The organism is Nordella sp. HKS 07, from assembly GCF_011046735.1.
Classification (GTDB): domain Bacteria; phylum Pseudomonadota; class Alphaproteobacteria; order Rhizobiales; family Aestuariivirgaceae; genus Taklimakanibacter.
In genome coordinates, this window is record NZ_CP049258.1 from 1,021,559 (window position 1) to 1,036,653 (window position 15,095).

Annotated in this window: 16 protein-coding genes and 3 pseudogenes; 12 read left to right on the plus strand and 7 right to left on the minus strand. The window is 62.5% G+C overall.

Features of this window, described 5'->3' with window-relative positions:
* Nucleotides 1-124 precede the first annotated feature (124 nt).
* Nucleotides 125-1,783, minus strand: a pseudogene (locus G5V57_RS04930) (amidohydrolase).
* A 25-nt stretch (nucleotides 1,784-1,808) separates the two neighbouring features.
* Complete coding sequence (locus tag G5V57_RS04935; protein ID WP_165166459.1) at nucleotides 1,809-3,284, minus strand: multicopper oxidase family protein; 1,476 nt, start codon at nucleotides 3,282-3,284, stop codon at nucleotides 1,809-1,811.
* Nucleotides 3,285-3,532: 248 nt separating this feature from the next.
* On the opposite strand from G5V57_RS04935, the gene G5V57_RS04940 reads away from it, so the two are divergent.
* On the plus strand, nucleotides 3,533-3,706 hold the full coding sequence (locus tag G5V57_RS04940; protein WP_165166460.1) for a Flp family type IVb pilin: 174 nt from the start codon (nucleotides 3,533-3,535) through the stop codon (nucleotides 3,704-3,706).
* Nucleotide 3,707: 1 nt separating this feature from the next.
* Here G5V57_RS04940 and G5V57_RS04945 read toward each other — a convergent pair whose 3' ends face one another.
* From G5V57_RS04945 to G5V57_RS04960, 4 genes are all read right to left on the minus strand, one after another.
* The gene (locus tag G5V57_RS04945; protein ID WP_165166461.1) at nucleotides 3,708-3,950 is read right to left on the minus strand and encodes a hypothetical protein; all 243 of its coding nucleotides are present in this window, start codon (nucleotides 3,948-3,950) and stop codon (nucleotides 3,708-3,710) included.
* A complete protein-coding gene (locus G5V57_RS04950; protein ID WP_165166462.1) occupies nucleotides 3,947-4,378 on the minus strand; it encodes a murein L,D-transpeptidase family protein in 432 nt (143 codons plus the stop codon). Before G5V57_RS04950 ends, G5V57_RS04945 begins: the two co-directional genes overlap by 4 nt.
* A gap of 92 nt (nucleotides 4,379-4,470) precedes the next feature.
* Entirely contained in the window at nucleotides 4,471-5,424 is a 954-nt protein-coding gene (locus G5V57_RS04955; RefSeq protein ID WP_165166463.1) for an acetyl-CoA carboxylase carboxyltransferase subunit alpha, read from the minus strand.
* 161 nt (nucleotides 5,425-5,585) lie between these two features.
* Nucleotides 5,586-6,563, minus strand: a complete 978-nt coding sequence (locus G5V57_RS04960) for a tyrosine recombinase (RefSeq protein WP_165166464.1) — start codon at nucleotides 6,561-6,563, stop codon at nucleotides 5,586-5,588.
* 319 nt (nucleotides 6,564-6,882) lie between these two features.
* Here G5V57_RS04960 and G5V57_RS04965 point away from each other — a divergent pair, with 319 nt between their 5' ends.
* The 10 genes and pseudogenes from G5V57_RS04965 (at nucleotide 6,883) to G5V57_RS05010 (ending at nucleotide 13,973) form a co-directional block, all read left to right on the plus strand.
* Entirely contained in the window at nucleotides 6,883-7,449 is a 567-nt protein-coding gene (locus tag G5V57_RS04965; protein ID WP_246737526.1) for a shikimate kinase, read from the plus strand.
* A complete protein-coding gene (gene aroB / locus G5V57_RS04970; protein WP_165166466.1) occupies nucleotides 7,436-8,572 on the plus strand; it encodes a 3-dehydroquinate synthase in 1,137 nt (378 codons plus the stop codon). The genes G5V57_RS04965 and aroB overlap by 14 nt, the downstream gene beginning before the upstream one ends.
* A gap of 26 nt (nucleotides 8,573-8,598) precedes the next feature.
* Nucleotides 8,599-9,402: pseudogene (locus tag G5V57_RS04975) on the plus strand (HlyC/CorC family transporter); the annotation flags it as partial.
* Nucleotides 9,403-9,447: 45 nt separating this feature from the next.
* On the plus strand, nucleotides 9,448-10,266 hold the full coding sequence (locus tag G5V57_RS04980) for an NAD(P)/FAD-dependent oxidoreductase (protein WP_165166468.1): 819 nt from the start codon (nucleotides 9,448-9,450) through the stop codon (nucleotides 10,264-10,266).
* Nucleotides 10,224-10,565: an NAD(P)/FAD-dependent oxidoreductase gene (locus tag G5V57_RS04985; protein ID WP_165166469.1), complete on the plus strand. Its 342-nt coding sequence runs from the start codon at nucleotides 10,224-10,226 to the stop codon at nucleotides 10,563-10,565. The genes G5V57_RS04980 and G5V57_RS04985 overlap by 43 nt, the downstream gene beginning before the upstream one ends.
* 102 nt (nucleotides 10,566-10,667) lie before the next feature.
* Complete coding sequence (locus tag G5V57_RS04990) at nucleotides 10,668-10,961, plus strand: ribbon-helix-helix domain-containing protein (protein ID WP_165166470.1); 294 nt, start codon at nucleotides 10,668-10,670, stop codon at nucleotides 10,959-10,961.
* A gap of 88 nt (nucleotides 10,962-11,049) precedes the next feature.
* Complete coding sequence (locus G5V57_RS04995; protein ID WP_165166471.1) at nucleotides 11,050-11,418, plus strand: cytochrome c family protein; 369 nt, start codon at nucleotides 11,050-11,052, stop codon at nucleotides 11,416-11,418.
* A 2-nt stretch (nucleotides 11,419-11,420) separates the two neighbouring features.
* A complete protein-coding gene (locus G5V57_RS05000; protein ID WP_165166472.1) occupies nucleotides 11,421-11,816 on the plus strand; it encodes a VOC family protein in 396 nt (131 codons plus the stop codon).
* A gap of 35 nt (nucleotides 11,817-11,851) precedes the next feature.
* Nucleotides 11,852-12,388, plus strand: a complete 537-nt coding sequence (locus tag G5V57_RS05005; RefSeq protein WP_165166473.1) for a twin-arginine translocation signal domain-containing protein — start codon at nucleotides 11,852-11,854, stop codon at nucleotides 12,386-12,388.
* A 12-nt stretch (nucleotides 12,389-12,400) separates the two neighbouring features.
* A pseudogene (locus G5V57_RS05010) lies at nucleotides 12,401-13,973 on the plus strand (GMC family oxidoreductase).
* Nucleotides 13,974-14,030: 57 nt separating this feature from the next.
* Here G5V57_RS05010 and G5V57_RS05015 read toward each other — a convergent pair.
* Nucleotides 14,031-14,303, minus strand: a complete 273-nt coding sequence (locus G5V57_RS05015) for a BolA family transcriptional regulator (RefSeq protein ID WP_165166474.1) — start codon at nucleotides 14,301-14,303, stop codon at nucleotides 14,031-14,033.
* A gap of 40 nt (nucleotides 14,304-14,343) precedes the next feature.
* Between G5V57_RS05015 and G5V57_RS05020 the strand changes: the two genes are divergently transcribed.
* Nucleotides 14,344-14,943, plus strand: a complete 600-nt coding sequence (locus G5V57_RS05020; protein ID WP_165166475.1) for a J domain-containing protein — start codon at nucleotides 14,344-14,346, stop codon at nucleotides 14,941-14,943.
* Nucleotides 14,944-15,095: the final 152 nt, after the last annotated feature.

The window sequence follows — 15,095 nt, forward strand, 5'->3', positions numbered from 1 at the left end:
ACAGGGAGCTGTCCACGAAACGCGCGGGATGGCTGCCAAGCGGTCCACCAGTTACCAAGCCCCTCACACCGTGTTGACATTCCGCAACACAATCCATGCGAGAAGATCGCCCCTGTACCCAGCCTCAAGCTTCGTAGGTGACGCGTCCGTCGCAGATCGTCACGACCGGCTTCAGCTGGTCGATCGTCTTGGGCGCCACTTTGTCGATATCGTCCGACAGGACGACGATATCGGCGAGGAGGCCGGGCGCGATGCGGCCCTTGCGGTCCTCCATGAATTCCGTCCAGGCGCCGTCGCGCGTATAGCCCGCCAGCGCATCGCCGAGCGACTGCTTCTGCTCCGGCAGGCCCGGTTTCCAGGCTTTCCGCGTCACCGCCGCATGGATGCCACGCAGCACATTGATGTCGGAGACCGGCCAGTCGCTGGCGAAGGCCAGCCGCGCCCCGGCGGCGCGCAAAGTCTGCCAAGCATAGGCGTAGGGCCAGCGCGCCTCGCCGATGAGGCCGAGCGTCGGTTCGAGCGGCAAACCCATCGTGCCCGGCGGATGCGGCGGCTGCATCGAGGCGACGACGCCGAGGCTCGCAAAGCGCGGTATGTCCCGCGGCAGCACCGTTTCGATATGCTCGATGCGATGGCGGCTGTCGCGCTTGCCATTGGCGATCGCCGCCGCCTCATAGCCGTTGAGCACCATGTTGACGGCGCCGTCACCGATCGCATGGACGGCGATCTGCAGGCCGCGCCGGTCCGCTTCGATGGCGATCTCGTTGAACTGATCGGCCGGGAACAGAGGATCGCCATTGGGCCGATCGGCATAGCCGGCGGCCATCACGGCGGTGCCCGAGTCAATGACGCCGTCCATGAACATCTTGACGAAGCCCGAGCGAAGCCGCTCCGAGCGGTAGCGCCGATGCATCTCACTCGCTTTGTCGAGATCCGAGAGCTTCATGAAATTCTTCATATGGAAGGGCACCCGCGCCCGGACCGGCAGGCCCTCCTGTGCGTCGATCTCAGCGAGGAGATCGAGTTGGTAGAAATTGCCGTCCATATTGTGGAAGCTGGTGATGCCGTGCCTGGCGCAATGGGCGAGCCCTCGCCGCATCGTTTCAAGGTCGTAGGCGCGCTCGGCGGCCGTCGGCGGGATACGCGGCTCGCCGCCCGTTTCAAGGCCGAGCCGCTCGCGTGTCTCGCCGCCGAGCGCGCGGACCGGTTCGATCGCCGCACCTTCGCGCAATTCGCCGCTGGCGAGTCCGTCCGGCCCCATCACGATCTCGCTGCCGACCGCCACGGCGCGGCCTTTCAGGATGCCGGCACGCTTGAGCGCTGCCGTATTGGCCCAGGCGGTATGATGGTCGGGCGAGAACATCACGAAGGGCCGGTCGGGAATAATGCGGTCGAGATGATGGCGGGTGACCGGCTCATCCTTCGACAGGATCGTGTAATCGGCGCCCTGCGCCACCAGTAGCTTCGCCTCCGGCCGCGACTACGCATAGTTGCGGGCCAGCTCGGACAGCCGCGCGAAACCCGAAACGCCGGTCAGATGCAGCATGTCTAGCTCGGCGGCGCCGGAGAAGATATGCATATGCGCTTCGATGAAGCCCGGCAGCACGCTTGCCCCTTGCGCATCGATCAGGCGGGTGCCTTTGTGCCTGAAGGCCTGGGCATCGGCAGCCGCGCCGGCAAAGAGTATCTCATTGCCGGCGATGGCCACGCAATCACAACGGGGTGTTCTATCGTCGAGGGTGAGCATGCGCGCATTGACGATGAGAATATCGGCCTGCTTCATGCCCACCCTCGATTTGTTATCGTCGTCAGGCGGCGTTCACATAAGCGACGGCACCCATCATGCCTGCATTCATATGATAGACATGGTGGCAGTGAAAAGCCCAGTTGCCCGGGTTATCCGCATCGAAAACGACCGTCACCATGGCGTTGGGCGGCACCAGCATGGTGTCGCGCATGGCGCCCTCGATCTTCTGGCCGTTGATGTTCACGACCTGGAAGTGGTGACCATGCAGATGCATCGGATGCGACATGGTGGTCATGTTATGCATCATGATGGCGATACGCTCGCCGTGCCTGACGGTGAACAGCGTGTCGTGCATCGACGCCTTGCCGTTCAGCCCCCAGACATAGTCCTTATCCCCACCGGTGAGCATCACCATTTCGGTGCGGGTGAGGGGTTCGGGCGCCAGCCCCTTCAGGGCCTTCAGCTTCAGCTCCATGGCGAGATCGAGCGCCGGCGCCATTGCGCCTTCCGCCGCGATCCTGGCGATCTGGCCGTCGCCCGCGACCAGGACGATCCCGGTCTGCTGCTGAGTGCCCTCGGGACGGAACAGGACAGGCCAAACGCCGCTTCCGCCAGGCAGAGAGATGCGGATATCGGCGCGCTGGGCGATGCCGAGCGGAAACACCTTCTCCTTGACGGGCTCGATCTCGTTGCCGTCGACGGCGATAAGCTCGCCTTCGAGCCCGCCGAGATCCACCCACATGTTGGAGGCCGCCGCACCATTGATGATGCGCAGCCGCACGCGCCCGCCCTTCTCGACCCGCACCACCTCCGGATCATCGAGGGTGCGGTCATTGGCGAGGAAGGCGTCGAAGGTGATGTCGTTGAGCATGGCACCCGCATCCGGGGCCGGCATCGCCATCTTGCTGTGATCCATGCCGCTCATATTGCCCATATTGCTGTGATCCATGCCGGCCATGCCGCTCATACCGCCGCCGCTATGGGTCGCATGATCACCGCCGCCCGATTTCAGCTCGGCGAGAATCTCCTCGGGCTCCCGGAACGTGAAATCATGCAGCAGTACGACATGCTCCTGCTCATCGGTTGCTACATCGGCGCGACTGCGCACGATCATCGGTGCGGCGAGAAGCTTCTGCTCCTGCAGTCCGACATGGGAATGCATCCAGTGGGTGCCGGCGCGCGGCTCGAAGTCATAGTCATAGCTCTCGTTGGGCTTGAGCGCGGGCTGCGACAGCACCGGCACGCCATCCTGCTCGGTCGGCGGCGTCTGGCCGTGCCAGTGAACCAGCGTCGGCTCGGAAAGCCGGTTGGTCAGGCGAAGACGGAGGGACTGGCCGGCATCGAAATTAAAACCCTGTTTACCTCGCGCCGCATCTAGGCTGAAAACCTTGGCCGCCTTGCCTTTGACCTCGATGACACGCGTGTCGACCGTCAGCTGGGTCTGGTCCTTGGCGGCGAAGGCGGCGCGGCTGAGCAGCGGAATAGCCGCCGTCGAGCTTAATCCGGCAATGAAATGGCGACGCGAAATCAAGGGCATAGTTGTATCCTGTTATCGTTTGGCGGGTTGCGGCATAGGGTTCAGAAATTAATTGGGGATTGCCATGTGGGAAGGTCCAGGGCGCGGCAGCGGAATCTCCGCATGGAACCGCAGCACGGGGTTCGACATTCTAACCAAACGGCAGGTTGTTGGCATTTGAACGCTTCCGTTAACCCGGGTTGAAATTCCCTCGATTAGGCTCCTCCTTCAATGAGATCACGGGGTCGGAGCACCGTATGCGATCGCCTATGAAAATGCTGGCGCGTTTCCTTAGGGAAGAAAGTGGCGCGACGGCCATAGAATATGGCCTCATCGCCTTTGCCATTTTCTTCGCGATCCTGGCCGCCGTGCAAGCCATCGGCGGTCAGCTCGCGGCCCTCTTCACTTTGCTGACCGAAGGTTTCACGACCGTCCAATCATAACCTATCCTTCAACGCTGTAGCGCTTGCCGACCAGCCGGACCGCTGGAACAACCTTTTCATTTTCGAACCGGTCATAGCCGGCTTTGAGGTCGCGCCAGAAATCAATCCAGCGTGACTGCGCGTGGCGCGCCAGATTGGCTTCGTTCATGCGGAACGGGAAGGCATGGACATCGACTTGCGGTTGGCCGCTGCGCAGCGCCGCCGCGACCAGCCCGTAGATATCGTCGACCGCGGGATCGGTCATCGCGTAGCAGCCGATCGAGCTGCAGCCGCCATGCACCATGAGATAGGAACCGGTTCGGCCATGCGCCCGAACGACAGATGATGCCGGCTGTTCGGATTGAGCTGTCCGCTCGCCACTTCATAGAAGCCCTCGGGTGCCTGCCTGTCGCCTTCTTTCAGCTTGGGCCCGAGATCGCCCGAGAAACGGCAGATCGGATAGGACTGGAACAGCCGCCAGCTCTTGTCGTCGCGCATCCATAGTTCGAGGACGGCCTCCTGCTTGAAGATGCGCAGGAAGACCGGCTGGCCTTCGCTCAGGCCCTTCTCAGCAAGTCGCTGCGGCAAGGTCCTTTGCGCCTCTTCGAGCGTCATGCGCTGGAACTGAGACAATAGTGCGTAGCCCGCCGCAAGGACGGCAATGAGGACAAGCACCAGCTTCGCGGCTCGCATCGGCAGAGCTTGACCGGCAATGACGGCGGAGTTTGGGCAGCGCAACGCGCGAAGCGGTTCTCGGATCAGCCGATCCCCAAGAGTATATTCGCTCAGAGATCCCGACCGATGGCCAGGAACTTGTCGCGGCGCTGCATCCGCAAGGCGTCCGCCGGCATCGCGGCGAAGGCGCGCAGCGAGCGCGTGATCGCATCATCGGCGGCCTGGAAGACCTGTTCGCGGCCGCGATGGGCGCCGCCCAGCGGTTCAGCGATGATGTCGTCGATGACGCCAAGCTTCTTCAGATCCTGCGCGGTGATGCGCATGGCGCTCGCCGCGTCCTTGGCGCGCGCCGCGTCGCGCCAGAGAATGGAGGCGGCACCTTCCGGCGAGATCACGCTATAGATCGAATGTTCGAGCATGAGCACGGCATTCGCGGTGGCGATGGCGATGGCGCCGCCGGAGCCACCCTCGCCGATGATCACCGAGATCAACGGCACGCCGAGGCCGAGGCAGCAATCGGTCGAGCGCGCGATCGCTTCCGCCTGGCCGCGTTCCTCGGCATCGATGCCCGGATAGGCGCCGGCGGTGTCGATGAAGGTCAGGACCGGCAGGCCAAAGCGGTCGGCGGTCTCCATGAGGCGTACCGCCTTGCGGTAGCCTTCGGGCCGCGCCATGCCGAAATTGTGCTTGAGCCGCGTCTGGGTATCGTAGCCCTTTTCCTGGCCGATGACCGCGATCGCCTCGCCGCGGAAGCGGCCGAGGCCGCCGACGATGGCGTTGTCCTCGGCATATTTGCGGTCGCCCGCCATCGGCGTGTAGTCGGTGATGAGCTCTCTGATGTAATCGACGCTATGCGGCCGATCGGGATGGCGCGCCACCTGCGCCTTCTGCCAGGGCGTCAGATTCTGATAGAGGTCGTTCAGGCTTTTCGCCGCCTTCTTCTCGAGCGCCTTCACTTCCTCGCCGATCGACACGGCGGAATCGGGCCCCGAAATGGCCTTGAGCTCGGCAATCTTGCCTTCCAGCTCGGCAAGGGGTGCTTCAAAATCGAGATAGGCGTGCATTGAACCTCAGATGGGGCCGGTTGGCCGGAATGCGGCGCAAAGTGGCTATCCCGGTTACGGATGTCAACCGGACTTAGAGCCCATCCCGTTTTGATCGAATCATTCCGATTCGATCAAAACGGGTAAAAGGGCTCGAAGAGCATGTAATCTGGAGCGCTTCCTTATCGCAAAAGTCGAGCAACTTTTGCGGGAAGCGCTCTAGCCAGCGGATGGTGGGTTTCGACCGCCGCCCGCAAACGGTCGCTCTCTATATGGGTATAGATTTGTGTTGTCGCTATGTCGGCATGGCCGAGCATCTGCTGCACGGCGCGCAGATCGGCCCCGCCGGCAAGCAGATGGCTGGCAAAGGCATGGCGCAGGACATGCGGCGACACCTGCGTCGCGGCCAGTCCTGCTTCCGCCGCTAAGGCTTTGAGTTCCAAGGCGAAATGCTGGCGGGTCAGATGCCCTTCGGCACCATGGGAGGGAAACAGCCAGGGACTTTCCGGGATATCCTCCAGGCGCTGCGCCGCGAGATAGGCGGCGACCGCCTGGGCCGCCTTTTGCGACACCGGGACCAGCCTTTCGCGACCGCCCTTGCCCTTGATGATCAGGAATTGCGGGCCCTTGGCGACCGCCTGCCTCTTAAGGGCGACCAACTCGGATACCCGCAATCCGGTGGCATACAGAAGCTCGAGCAGGCAATGGAGCCTCTCCGCCTTGACGCGTGCCTTGCCGTCGAGGGCAGCGATCCGCCCCTCGGCGGTGCCGATCAGCCGCGTAACGTCATCCATCGTCATCACCTTGGGCAAAGGCCGGCGCAGCCTGGGCGCGTCGATGGACGTGGCGGGGTTTTCGCGAACAATACCCTCGCCATAGAGGAAATTGTGGAACTGCCTCACCGCCGACAGTTTGCGGGCGGCGGACGCGGCCTTGAGCCCTTCGGCGTCAAGCGCCGCCAGATAATTCCTTATGTCTTCGGGCGTCGCGCGCTGCAGGCTGGCGCCGGCCGAATTGAGATGGAGGGCATAGGCCTCGAGATCGCGCTCATAGGCATCGAGCGTGTTCTTGGCCGCGCCGCGCTCGGCGCTCATCATTTCCAGAAAGCGCTGGATCAGCCGATTGTCACGGCCCGTCTCATTGTGCTCTGATCTTTTCATGCGGAAGCGCCCTGACGATCTCGGTCTGTTCCGGGGGATAGTTGGCCAAGCCCCAGGCAGCCCCGTAGACGGCACCAGCCAAGCACGCGATAATTAACAGAAAGCGAACAGTATCAGGCAAGACACGTCCTTCCCTACCCGGCGCCCTTTTGCCCGATTGTAACCGCGGCGCCAAGTGATTCAGGATCACAGAATCCCATTATGGCGATAAAATTACATTGAGGGCCGTCCGCAATTCCCCTTGGCCCGATAATGCGCTATCCCGCGAAGCAGTGAACTCTCAGTTAGAAGAATGTCCCGCCGCTCGCTCAGCAAGGATATGGCTCTCGTTCGTCAGCGCCTCGATGGCCATGCCATCGTGCTTGTCGGCCTTATGGGGGCGGGCAAGACGACGGTAGGCCGCCGCCTCGCCGAGAAGCTCGGCCTGGACTTCGTCGATGCCGACCACGAGATCGAGCTTGCCGCCGGCCAGAGCATTCCCGAGATCTTCGCCGAGCATGGCGAGGCCTATTTTCGCGACGGCGAGCGCAAGGTGATCGCGCGGCTTCTCGAGAACGGCGCCCAGGTGCTCGCCACCGGCGGCGGCGCCTATATGAGCGCCGAGACCCGCAGCACCATCCGCAGCCATGGCATCTCCATCTGGCTGCGGGCCGACTTCGACCTCCTGATGCGCCGGGTGCGCCGGCGCTCCAACCGGCCGCTCCTGCAGAATGACGATCCCGAAGCCGTCATGCGCAAGCTGATCGCCGAGCGCTATCCGATCTATGCCGAAGCCGATATCACCGTCGACAGCCGCGATGTGGCCCATACATCCATCGTCAACTCCATCATCAAGACCCTGGCCCGCTGGCCGGGCTGGGACCGCCTGACCAATGAGCAAAGCTGAAGCGCTTCAACCCTCCACCACCGTCGCCGTCGAACTGGGCGCGCGCCGTTATGAGATCGCGATCGGCGCAGGCGTCCTCGCCGAGGCGGGCAAGCGGATCAGGCCATTCCTCAAGCGCCCGGTCACCGCCATCGTGACCGACAGTGCCGTTGCGGCCCTTCATCTCGACACCCTGCGCAAAAGCCTCGAAGCGGAAGGTGTCTCGTCGAGCGCCATCATCCTGCCGCCCGGCGAGGCGACCAAGAGCTACAAGCATCTGGCCGAAACCTGCGATCAGCTGCTCGCCGCCGGCATCGAGCGGCGCGACATCGTCATAGCTCTTGGCGGCGGCGTCATCGGCGATCTCACCGGCTTCGCCGCGGCGATTCTCCGGCGCGGCGTCGACTTCATCCAGATTCCCACGACTTTGCTGGCGCAGGTCGATTCATCCGTCGGCGGCAAGACCGGCATCAACTCACCGCATGGAAAGAATCTCATCGGCGCCTTTCATCAGCCGCGCGCCGTCCTGATCGACATTGCGCTCCTCGACACGCTGCCGAAGCGGGAACTCGCGGCGGGTTATGCGGAAGTCGCGAAATACGGCCTGCTTGGCGATGCCGGGTTTTTCTCCTGGCTCGAAGCCAATGCGCAATCGCTCTTCGCCGGCGACGCACAATCGCGCATCAAGGCCATCACCAAAAGCTGCGAAATGAAGGCGCGCATCGTCACCGAGGACGAGACCGAGACTGGCATACGCGCCCTCCTCAATCTCGGCCATACTTTCGGCCATGCGCTCGAGGCGGCGACCGGCTATTCCTCCCGCCTCCTCCATGGCGAGGCGGTGGCGGTCGGCATGGCGCAGGCCTTCCGCTTTTCGGAAAGACTGGGGCTTTGCGCCAAGGGCCTTGCGGACCGTGCCGAAAAACATCTGCGCGCCGCCGGCCTGCCGACCCGGCTCGCCGACATTCCGGGCGACCTGCCCGGGCCGGACAAGCTTCTCGAGATCATGCGCCAGGACAAGAAGGCGGTGGCCGGCAAGCTCACTTTCATCCTCGTGCGCGATATCGGCGAGGCCTTCATCGCGCGTGATATCAAGGAAAGCGATGTGCTGGCCTTCCTGATGGAGGAACAATCGCGGACATGACGGCGCTGCAGCGAGGCTTCAAGCGTCTTCTAGAATGGCTGGGTCTCGCCAGGCCGCAGACCGCGCAGGAGGAATTGCGCGGCGCCATCGACCAGCATCTCAAAGAAGGCGCGGTGGTCAAGAAGGACCGCGACATGCTGGGCGGCATCCTCGACCTTTCCCAGCTCGAGGTCTTCGATGTCATGGTCCACCGCACCAAGATGACGATGATCGATGCGGCGACGAAACAGGACGAGATCATCAGGGACGTGCTGAAGAGCGGCCATAGCCGCGTGCCTGTCTGGAAGGACAGTCCCGACAACATCATCGGCGTCCTGCATGTGAAGGATCTGTTCGCCGCTCTGCTGGATCAGGGCGGCGATTCCTCGAAGATCCCCATCGAGACGATCGTCAAGCCGCCCTGGTTCGTGCCCGACACGCGCCCCGTATCCGACCAACTCGCCGCTTTTCTCAGGCGCAAGATCCATTTCGCCCTGGTGGTCGATGAATATGGCGAGGTGATGGGTCTCGTCACCCTCGAGGACGTGCTGGAGGAAATCGTCGGCGATATTTCCGACGAGCACGATGCCGAACGCCCGCGCATCCGCAAGCAGAAGGACGGATCGGTGATCATCGACGGCGCGGTGCCGATCCGCGATCTCAACCGCACGCTCGACTGGCATCTGCCGGACGAGGAGGTGACGACCATCGCCGGCCTCGTGGTGCATGAGGCGCGCATGATCCCCGACACCGGTCAGGCCTTCACCTTCCATGGCTTCCGCTTCGAGGTGATGCGCAAGCGCCGGCATCAGATCACCACGCTCAGGGTGACCCCGGCGCCGACGGAATAGCTTGCCTTCAAATAACCGCCTTCTCTCCTATTCTTCCGGCACGGGATGAAAGACACTGCGGCATATGACCTGGTGATCGTGGGCGCGAGCTTCGCCGGTCTCGCTTGCGCCAGAGCGGCTGCCTTCAGGGGCCTGCGCACGCTGGTCCTCGAGGCCAAGACCGATCCCGGTGCGCGCATCTCCACCACCGGCATCATCGTCAAGGAAGCGGCCGACGAGATCGACATTCCGCCGCATCTCACCCGCACCGTGCATGGCGTCAGGCTCTACGCGCCGTCTTTGCGCTCCGTCGATCTTTTCGCGCCCGGCTATTACTTCCTCACCAGCAACACCGCCGACCTGATGCGCTGGATGGCGCGCGAGGCCGAGACGGCCGGCGCAAAGATACGCTGCTCGACGAGGCTCGACCGCGCGGTGCGCCAGGGCGACATGATCTTCCTGCCGCAAACAGGTCTGCGCACCCGCTATCTCGTCGGCGCCGACGGCGCCCGTTCGACGGTGGCGCGGCTCTTCGATCTCGGCCGCAATACGCGCTTTCTCACCGGCATCGAGGTCGAGTATCCCTTCTGCCCGAGGCCGATCCGGATTTTCTCCATTGCTTCCTCGATTCGCGTCTGGCGCGCGGCTATCTCGCCTGGGTGGCGCCGGCGCCCGGCTTCTTCCAGGTGGGGCTTGCCACCAATGCAGACGCCAAGCCCGATCTCAGGGCTTTCCTCACCCATACCGAAAAGCTCTTCGGCTTCTCGAAGCATGACGTGCAGGAGCGCCGCAGCGGCCGCATACCGGTGGGCGGCCTGGTCTCGCCCTTCGCGGCCCCTCAGGTGCTTCTCATCGGCGATGCCGCAGGCCATGTCTCGCCCTTGACCGGCGGCGGCATCCGTCTGGCTTTCCGCTATGGCCGGCGCGCCGCGCAACTGATCGCCGACCATCTCACCCGCCACGGTCCTGCGCCGGAGCGCGTGCTGGCGCGCGAGATCCCGAAGATGCGCAAGAAACTTCTCCTGCGCCGCGTGATGGATTGGGCTCCCCCCAACTGGCTCCATGACCAGGTTATCGGCACGCCTTTGATGAACTGGTTCGCGCGCAAGGTCTATTTCCACCGCCGCGGCTGGCCCGGCGACAGTCTGGAGAGCTTCGAGCAGCGCGTCAAAAGCAGAACCTGACGGGATCACGCGCCAGCAATTCCTTGCCTCGCCATTGGTACAATTGGTACACTGCGTGATAAGCCTCGCTTAAAAGAGGCAGATTTCAGGAGGAACCCCGTCATGTGCCAGATATTCGCCGGGCAGGATCCACAACGTTATGCCTTTGAGACGCGTTCGGTACGCCTCTCCGGCTACCCGACCAGCGTCAGGCTCGAGGCACGCTTCTGGCAGATCATCGAGGATATCGCTCACGCTCAGGGCATGACGGTCGGCAAATTCCTGTCGCAACTCCATGACGAGGCGCTCGAGATCCATGGCGAGGTCGGCAATTTCGCCTCGCTCCTGCGCTGCAGTTGTCTCGTCTATCTCGAGCAGGGCCTGAATTCGGCTGAGCCGCGCCGCGCCGCCGGCTGATCGGCGGACACCGGTTCATCCGCTGAATTTTCTCGATGTAGTAGGGTGATAATACCCGCATCGATCCGATCGTGCCTAGATTGGCGGCATGGACCGCATCATTGCCATGATGAGTGGGCTCGGCCTGATCATTTCCGCGACAGCCTCGGCGGCGGCCGAGGATGGCGCCGCGCTTTTCGTGAAGAACTGCCAGACCTGCCACATCGTGGCGAAAAACGGCGGAACGCGCGTAGGCCCGCCCTTGTGGAATGTCGTCGGCCGCAAGGCCGCCAGCATCGAGGGCTTCAACTATTCGGCCGGGCTCAAGACCTCCGGCATCGTGTGGACGCCCGAGGCCCTCGATCAGTGGCTGACTTTCCCGAAGAAGATGGTGCGCGACACATTCATGCTCTATCGCCAGAACGATCCTGCGATCCGCAAGGCGATCATCGACTATCTCGCAACACAGAAGGACTGAGAATGGCCAAAGCAATTCATATGATGATCAGGGTTATCGACGAAGCGAAGTCGGTCGCCTTCTATGAACAGGCTTTCGGCCTCAAGGTGAAGGATCGCTTCGAGTTCGACGGCTTCACTCTCGTCTATCTCAAGAACGACGAGAATGATTTCGAGGTCGAGCTCACCGTCAATCATGGCCGCAGCGAGCCTTACACGCATGGCACGGGGTATGGCCATCTCGCGGTCTCGACCGATGATGTGGCGCGTGATCACCAGCGCGCCGAAAAGGCGGGCCTCAATCCGACGCCGCTGAAGGAGTTTTTCCGCGACGATAAACTGCTCGCCAAGTTCTTTTTCCTGCAGGATCCCGATGGCTACAAGATCGAGGTTTTGCAGCGTCACGGCCGGTACACCTGAAGGACCGGCGAAGGGGCTCAATGGGAGGACATGCCATGAGATTGATCGACAAACGTCCAAAGGTCTCACGACGCGACATGTTGAAGACGGGTGGCGCCGTGGCGGCCGCGGCCTCGGTGCTGCCGGCCGCCATCGTCAGTCATTCGGCGCTCGCAGCCGAACCTGTCGCGATCTCGCCGGACAGCTTCGCGACACTCGTGAAGATGGCACGCGATATCTATCCGCACGATCAGATCGCCGACAAATACTATGCCAGTGTCGTCGCGGATCTCGACAAGGCCGCCAAGGACGACGCCCAGCTCAAGACCTTGCTCGAGGACGGCGTCACGGCGCTCAATAAGAAGGCCACCGGCCTCAAATACGGCGCCTATGCGAATGTGCCGAGCGAAGAGGAGCGCGTGGCGATCCTCACGGAAATGGAGGCGACGCCCTTCTTCCAGAAGCTGCGCGGCTCCCTGGTCACCGGCCTCTACAACAACAAGGAGCTGTGGCCGCATTTCGGCTACGAAGGCTCTTCCGCCGACAAGGGCGGCTACATCAATCGCGGCTTCGGTGACATCGACTGGTTGTGAGGAGGATCGATCATGCCTGCACCTTTTGACCTCAATGATGATTCGGTTGTCGTGGTGGTGGGATCCGGCGCCGGCGGCGGCACTCTGTCCAACGAGCTCGCCCAGAAGGGCGTCAAGGTCGTGTGCCTGGAAGCGGGTCCGCGAATCGAGAACCAGGATTTCGTGAATGACGAATGGGCCGCCTTCAGCCAGCTCTCCTGGCTCGACAAGCGCACGACGTCTGGCAGCTGGCGGGTGGCGAAGGATTTCCCGGGCCTGCCCGCCTGGATCGTCAAGGCGGTGGGTGGCTCGACCGTCCATTGGGCGGGCGCGTCGCTGCGCTTCCAGGACCACGAATTCAAGGCCAAAACGGTCTATGGCGACATCGCCGGCGCCAATCTGCTCGACTGGCCTTTGACGCTCGCCGAGATGGAGCCCTGGTACGCCAAGGCCGAAGACAAGATGGGCACCACCCGCACCAACAACATTCCGGGCCTGCCGGGAAACAACAATTTCAAGGTGCTGGAAGCGGGGGCGAAGAAGGTCGGCTACAAGGAGGTCCATACCGGGCGCATGTCGATCAATTCGCAGCCGCGCAAGGGCCGCGGCTCCTGCCTGCAGATCGGCTTCTGCTTCCAGGGCTGCAAGTCCGGCGCCAAATGGTCGACGCTCTATACGGAGATTCCCGATGGCGAGCTGACCGGCAATCTCGAGGTCAGGCCGGACGCGCAGGTGCTGATGATCACGCACAACGATCAGGGCAAGGCCGACGGCGTGGTCTATGCCGGCAAGGACGGCAAGCAGTTCCGGCAGAAGGCGCGTGTTGTCTGCGTCGCCGGCAATTCGATCGAGAGCCCGAGACTGCTCCTCAATTCGCATTCGGCGAAGTTTCCCGACGGCCTAGCCAATTCCTCAGGCCAGGTCGGGCGCAACTACATGCGCCACACGACGGGATCGGTCTATGCCATCTTCGAGAAGCCGGTCCACATGTATCGCGGCACCACAATGGCCGGCATCGTCCAGGACGAGGCACGTCTCGACCCGTCGCGCGGCTTCGTCGGCGGCTATGAATTCGAGACTCTCTCGCTGGGGGGTGCCCTTCATGGCCGCCTTCCTCAATCCCGGCGAGTGGGGCCGCTCCTTCGCCGAGGCGATGGATGGTTATGACCGCATGGCGGGCATGTGGATCGTCGGCGAGGATATGCCGCAGGAGAAAAACGCGATCACCTTGCATGCGAGCGAAAAGGATCAGTTCGGCCTGGCCGTGCCGAATGTCAATTTCGACGATCATGCCAATGACACGACGATGCGCGATCACGCCTACAAGCAGGGCTCGGCGATCTATGACGCGGTCGGCGCGGTCAAGACCTTCCACACGCCGCCTTATCCCTCGACGCATAATCTCGGCACCAACCGGATGAGCGAGAAACCGGGAGACGGCGTCGTCAACAAGTGGGGACAAACGCACGACATACCGAATCTGTTCGTCTCAGACGGCAGCCAGTTCACCACTGGTGGCGCCGAGAACCCGACGCTGACCATCGTGGCGCTCGCCATCCGCCAGGCCGATCACATCGCCGGCGAAATGGCGAAGGGATCGCTCTGAGACCGGCAGGACGTTTCTGCCGGCGCTAAGCGCCGTCTCGCGACGGCGCTCCTTAAATTATTTCGGCGCCGACGCCTGGATGGCGAGCGCGTGCACGCGCGTCTTGAGGTCGTCCTTCAAGGTTTCGTTTACCATTCGGTGCGTATCGACACGGCTCTTGCCGGCGAAGGCCTCAGACACAATTTTGACGCGGAAATGGCTTTCACCTTCGGGATGCGATCCGGCGTGGCCCGCATGCAGATGCGATTCATCGATGACATCGAGCGTCTGCGGCCGGAAGGCTTGCGACAGCTTGTCCTTGATATGTGTGCCAACGGGTCCGAGCGCCATGACTTGCTCCTGTCTCAACTGATGACCATAATTGGTAGTGATGAAACTCGATTCCAAATATTTCGACAAGATTCGTGTGAAGCCGGGCGAGGAGCGCGTCACCCGCGACAAGCATCCGACATGCGAATGGCCGGGCTGCGTCAAGCCTGGGCGTCATAAGGCGCCCAAGGGCCGCAACCAGGAAGGGCAGTTCCATGCCTTCTGCCTGGAGCATGTCCAGCAATACAACAAGACCTACAATTACTTCGACGGCATGAAGGATGACGCGGTACGCGACTTCCAGAAGGATGCGCAGACCGGCCACCGCCCGACCTGGAAACTCGGCCAGAATTCGAGTTCCATGAATGCCCAGGGCCGTCGTGCCAAACCCGGCAGTTTCCGGGATCCGTTCAATTTCCTGGGTGAGAACGGCAAGGAAGTGAACACCGGCGGCGCCCGCCCCCTCCGCAATGCTGAGTTGAAGGCGCTGCATACGCTGGGCCTGGACGAGACGGCGACCAAGGAAAAGGCCAGAGCCCAGTACAAAACCCTGGTGAAAAGGCTGCATCCGGACGCCAATAATGGCAGCCGCGCCAATGAGGACACGCTCAAGGCGGTCATCCAGGCCTATGATTACCTGCGTTCGACGGGTTTCTGCTAGGTCACGATCACTTCAGGCCGAATCGACCTGAAGTGATAAACGTGATCGGAATCTTTAATTTAGCGCGCGATCGGACGGAAAACCGGTACCCACTTTTCCTGACGCGCTAAGGGTGCTCCAGCAAAGGGGTTTTCGAGCCTTGCCCAGGCCCC

Coding starts and splice junctions, on each gene's coding strand:
- G5V57_RS05000 (WP_165166472.1), top strand. CDS start 11,421: ATGGCCAAAGCAATTCATATGATGATCAGGGTTATCGACGAAGCGAAG.
- G5V57_RS04955 (WP_165166463.1), bottom strand. CDS start 5,424: ATGCACGCCTATCTCGATTTTGAAGCACCCCTTGCCGAGCTGGAAGGC.
- G5V57_RS04960 (WP_165166464.1), bottom strand. CDS start 6,563: ATGAAAAGATCAGAGCACAATGAGACGGGCCGTGACAATCGGCTGATC.
- G5V57_RS04935 (WP_165166459.1), bottom strand. CDS start 3,284: ATGCCCTTGATTTCGCGTCGCCATTTCATTGCCGGATTAAGCTCGACG.
- G5V57_RS04950 (WP_165166462.1), bottom strand. CDS start 4,378: ATGCGAGCCGCGAAGCTGGTGCTTGTCCTCATTGCCGTCCTTGCGGCG.
- G5V57_RS04940 (WP_165166460.1), top strand. CDS start 3,533: ATGAAAATGCTGGCGCGTTTCCTTAGGGAAGAAAGTGGCGCGACGGCC.
- G5V57_RS04980 (WP_165166468.1), top strand. CDS start 9,448: ATGAAAGACACTGCGGCATATGACCTGGTGATCGTGGGCGCGAGCTTC.
- G5V57_RS05020 (WP_165166475.1), top strand. CDS start 14,344: ATGAAACTCGATTCCAAATATTTCGACAAGATTCGTGTGAAGCCGGGC.
- G5V57_RS05015 (WP_165166474.1), bottom strand. CDS start 14,303: ATGGCGCTCGGACCCGTTGGCACACATATCAAGGACAAGCTGTCGCAA.
- aroB (WP_165166466.1), top strand. CDS start 7,436: ATGAGCAAAGCTGAAGCGCTTCAACCCTCCACCACCGTCGCCGTCGAA.
- G5V57_RS04995 (WP_165166471.1), top strand. CDS start 11,050: ATGGACCGCATCATTGCCATGATGAGTGGGCTCGGCCTGATCATTTCC.
- G5V57_RS04990 (WP_165166470.1), top strand. CDS start 10,668: ATGTGCCAGATATTCGCCGGGCAGGATCCACAACGTTATGCCTTTGAG.
- G5V57_RS04945 (WP_165166461.1), bottom strand. CDS start 3,950: ATGACCGATCCCGCGGTCGACGATATCTACGGGCTGGTCGCGGCGGCG.
- G5V57_RS05005 (WP_165166473.1), top strand. CDS start 11,852: ATGAGATTGATCGACAAACGTCCAAAGGTCTCACGACGCGACATGTTG.
- G5V57_RS04965 (WP_246737526.1), top strand. CDS start 6,883: ATGGCTCTCGTTCGTCAGCGCCTCGATGGCCATGCCATCGTGCTTGTC.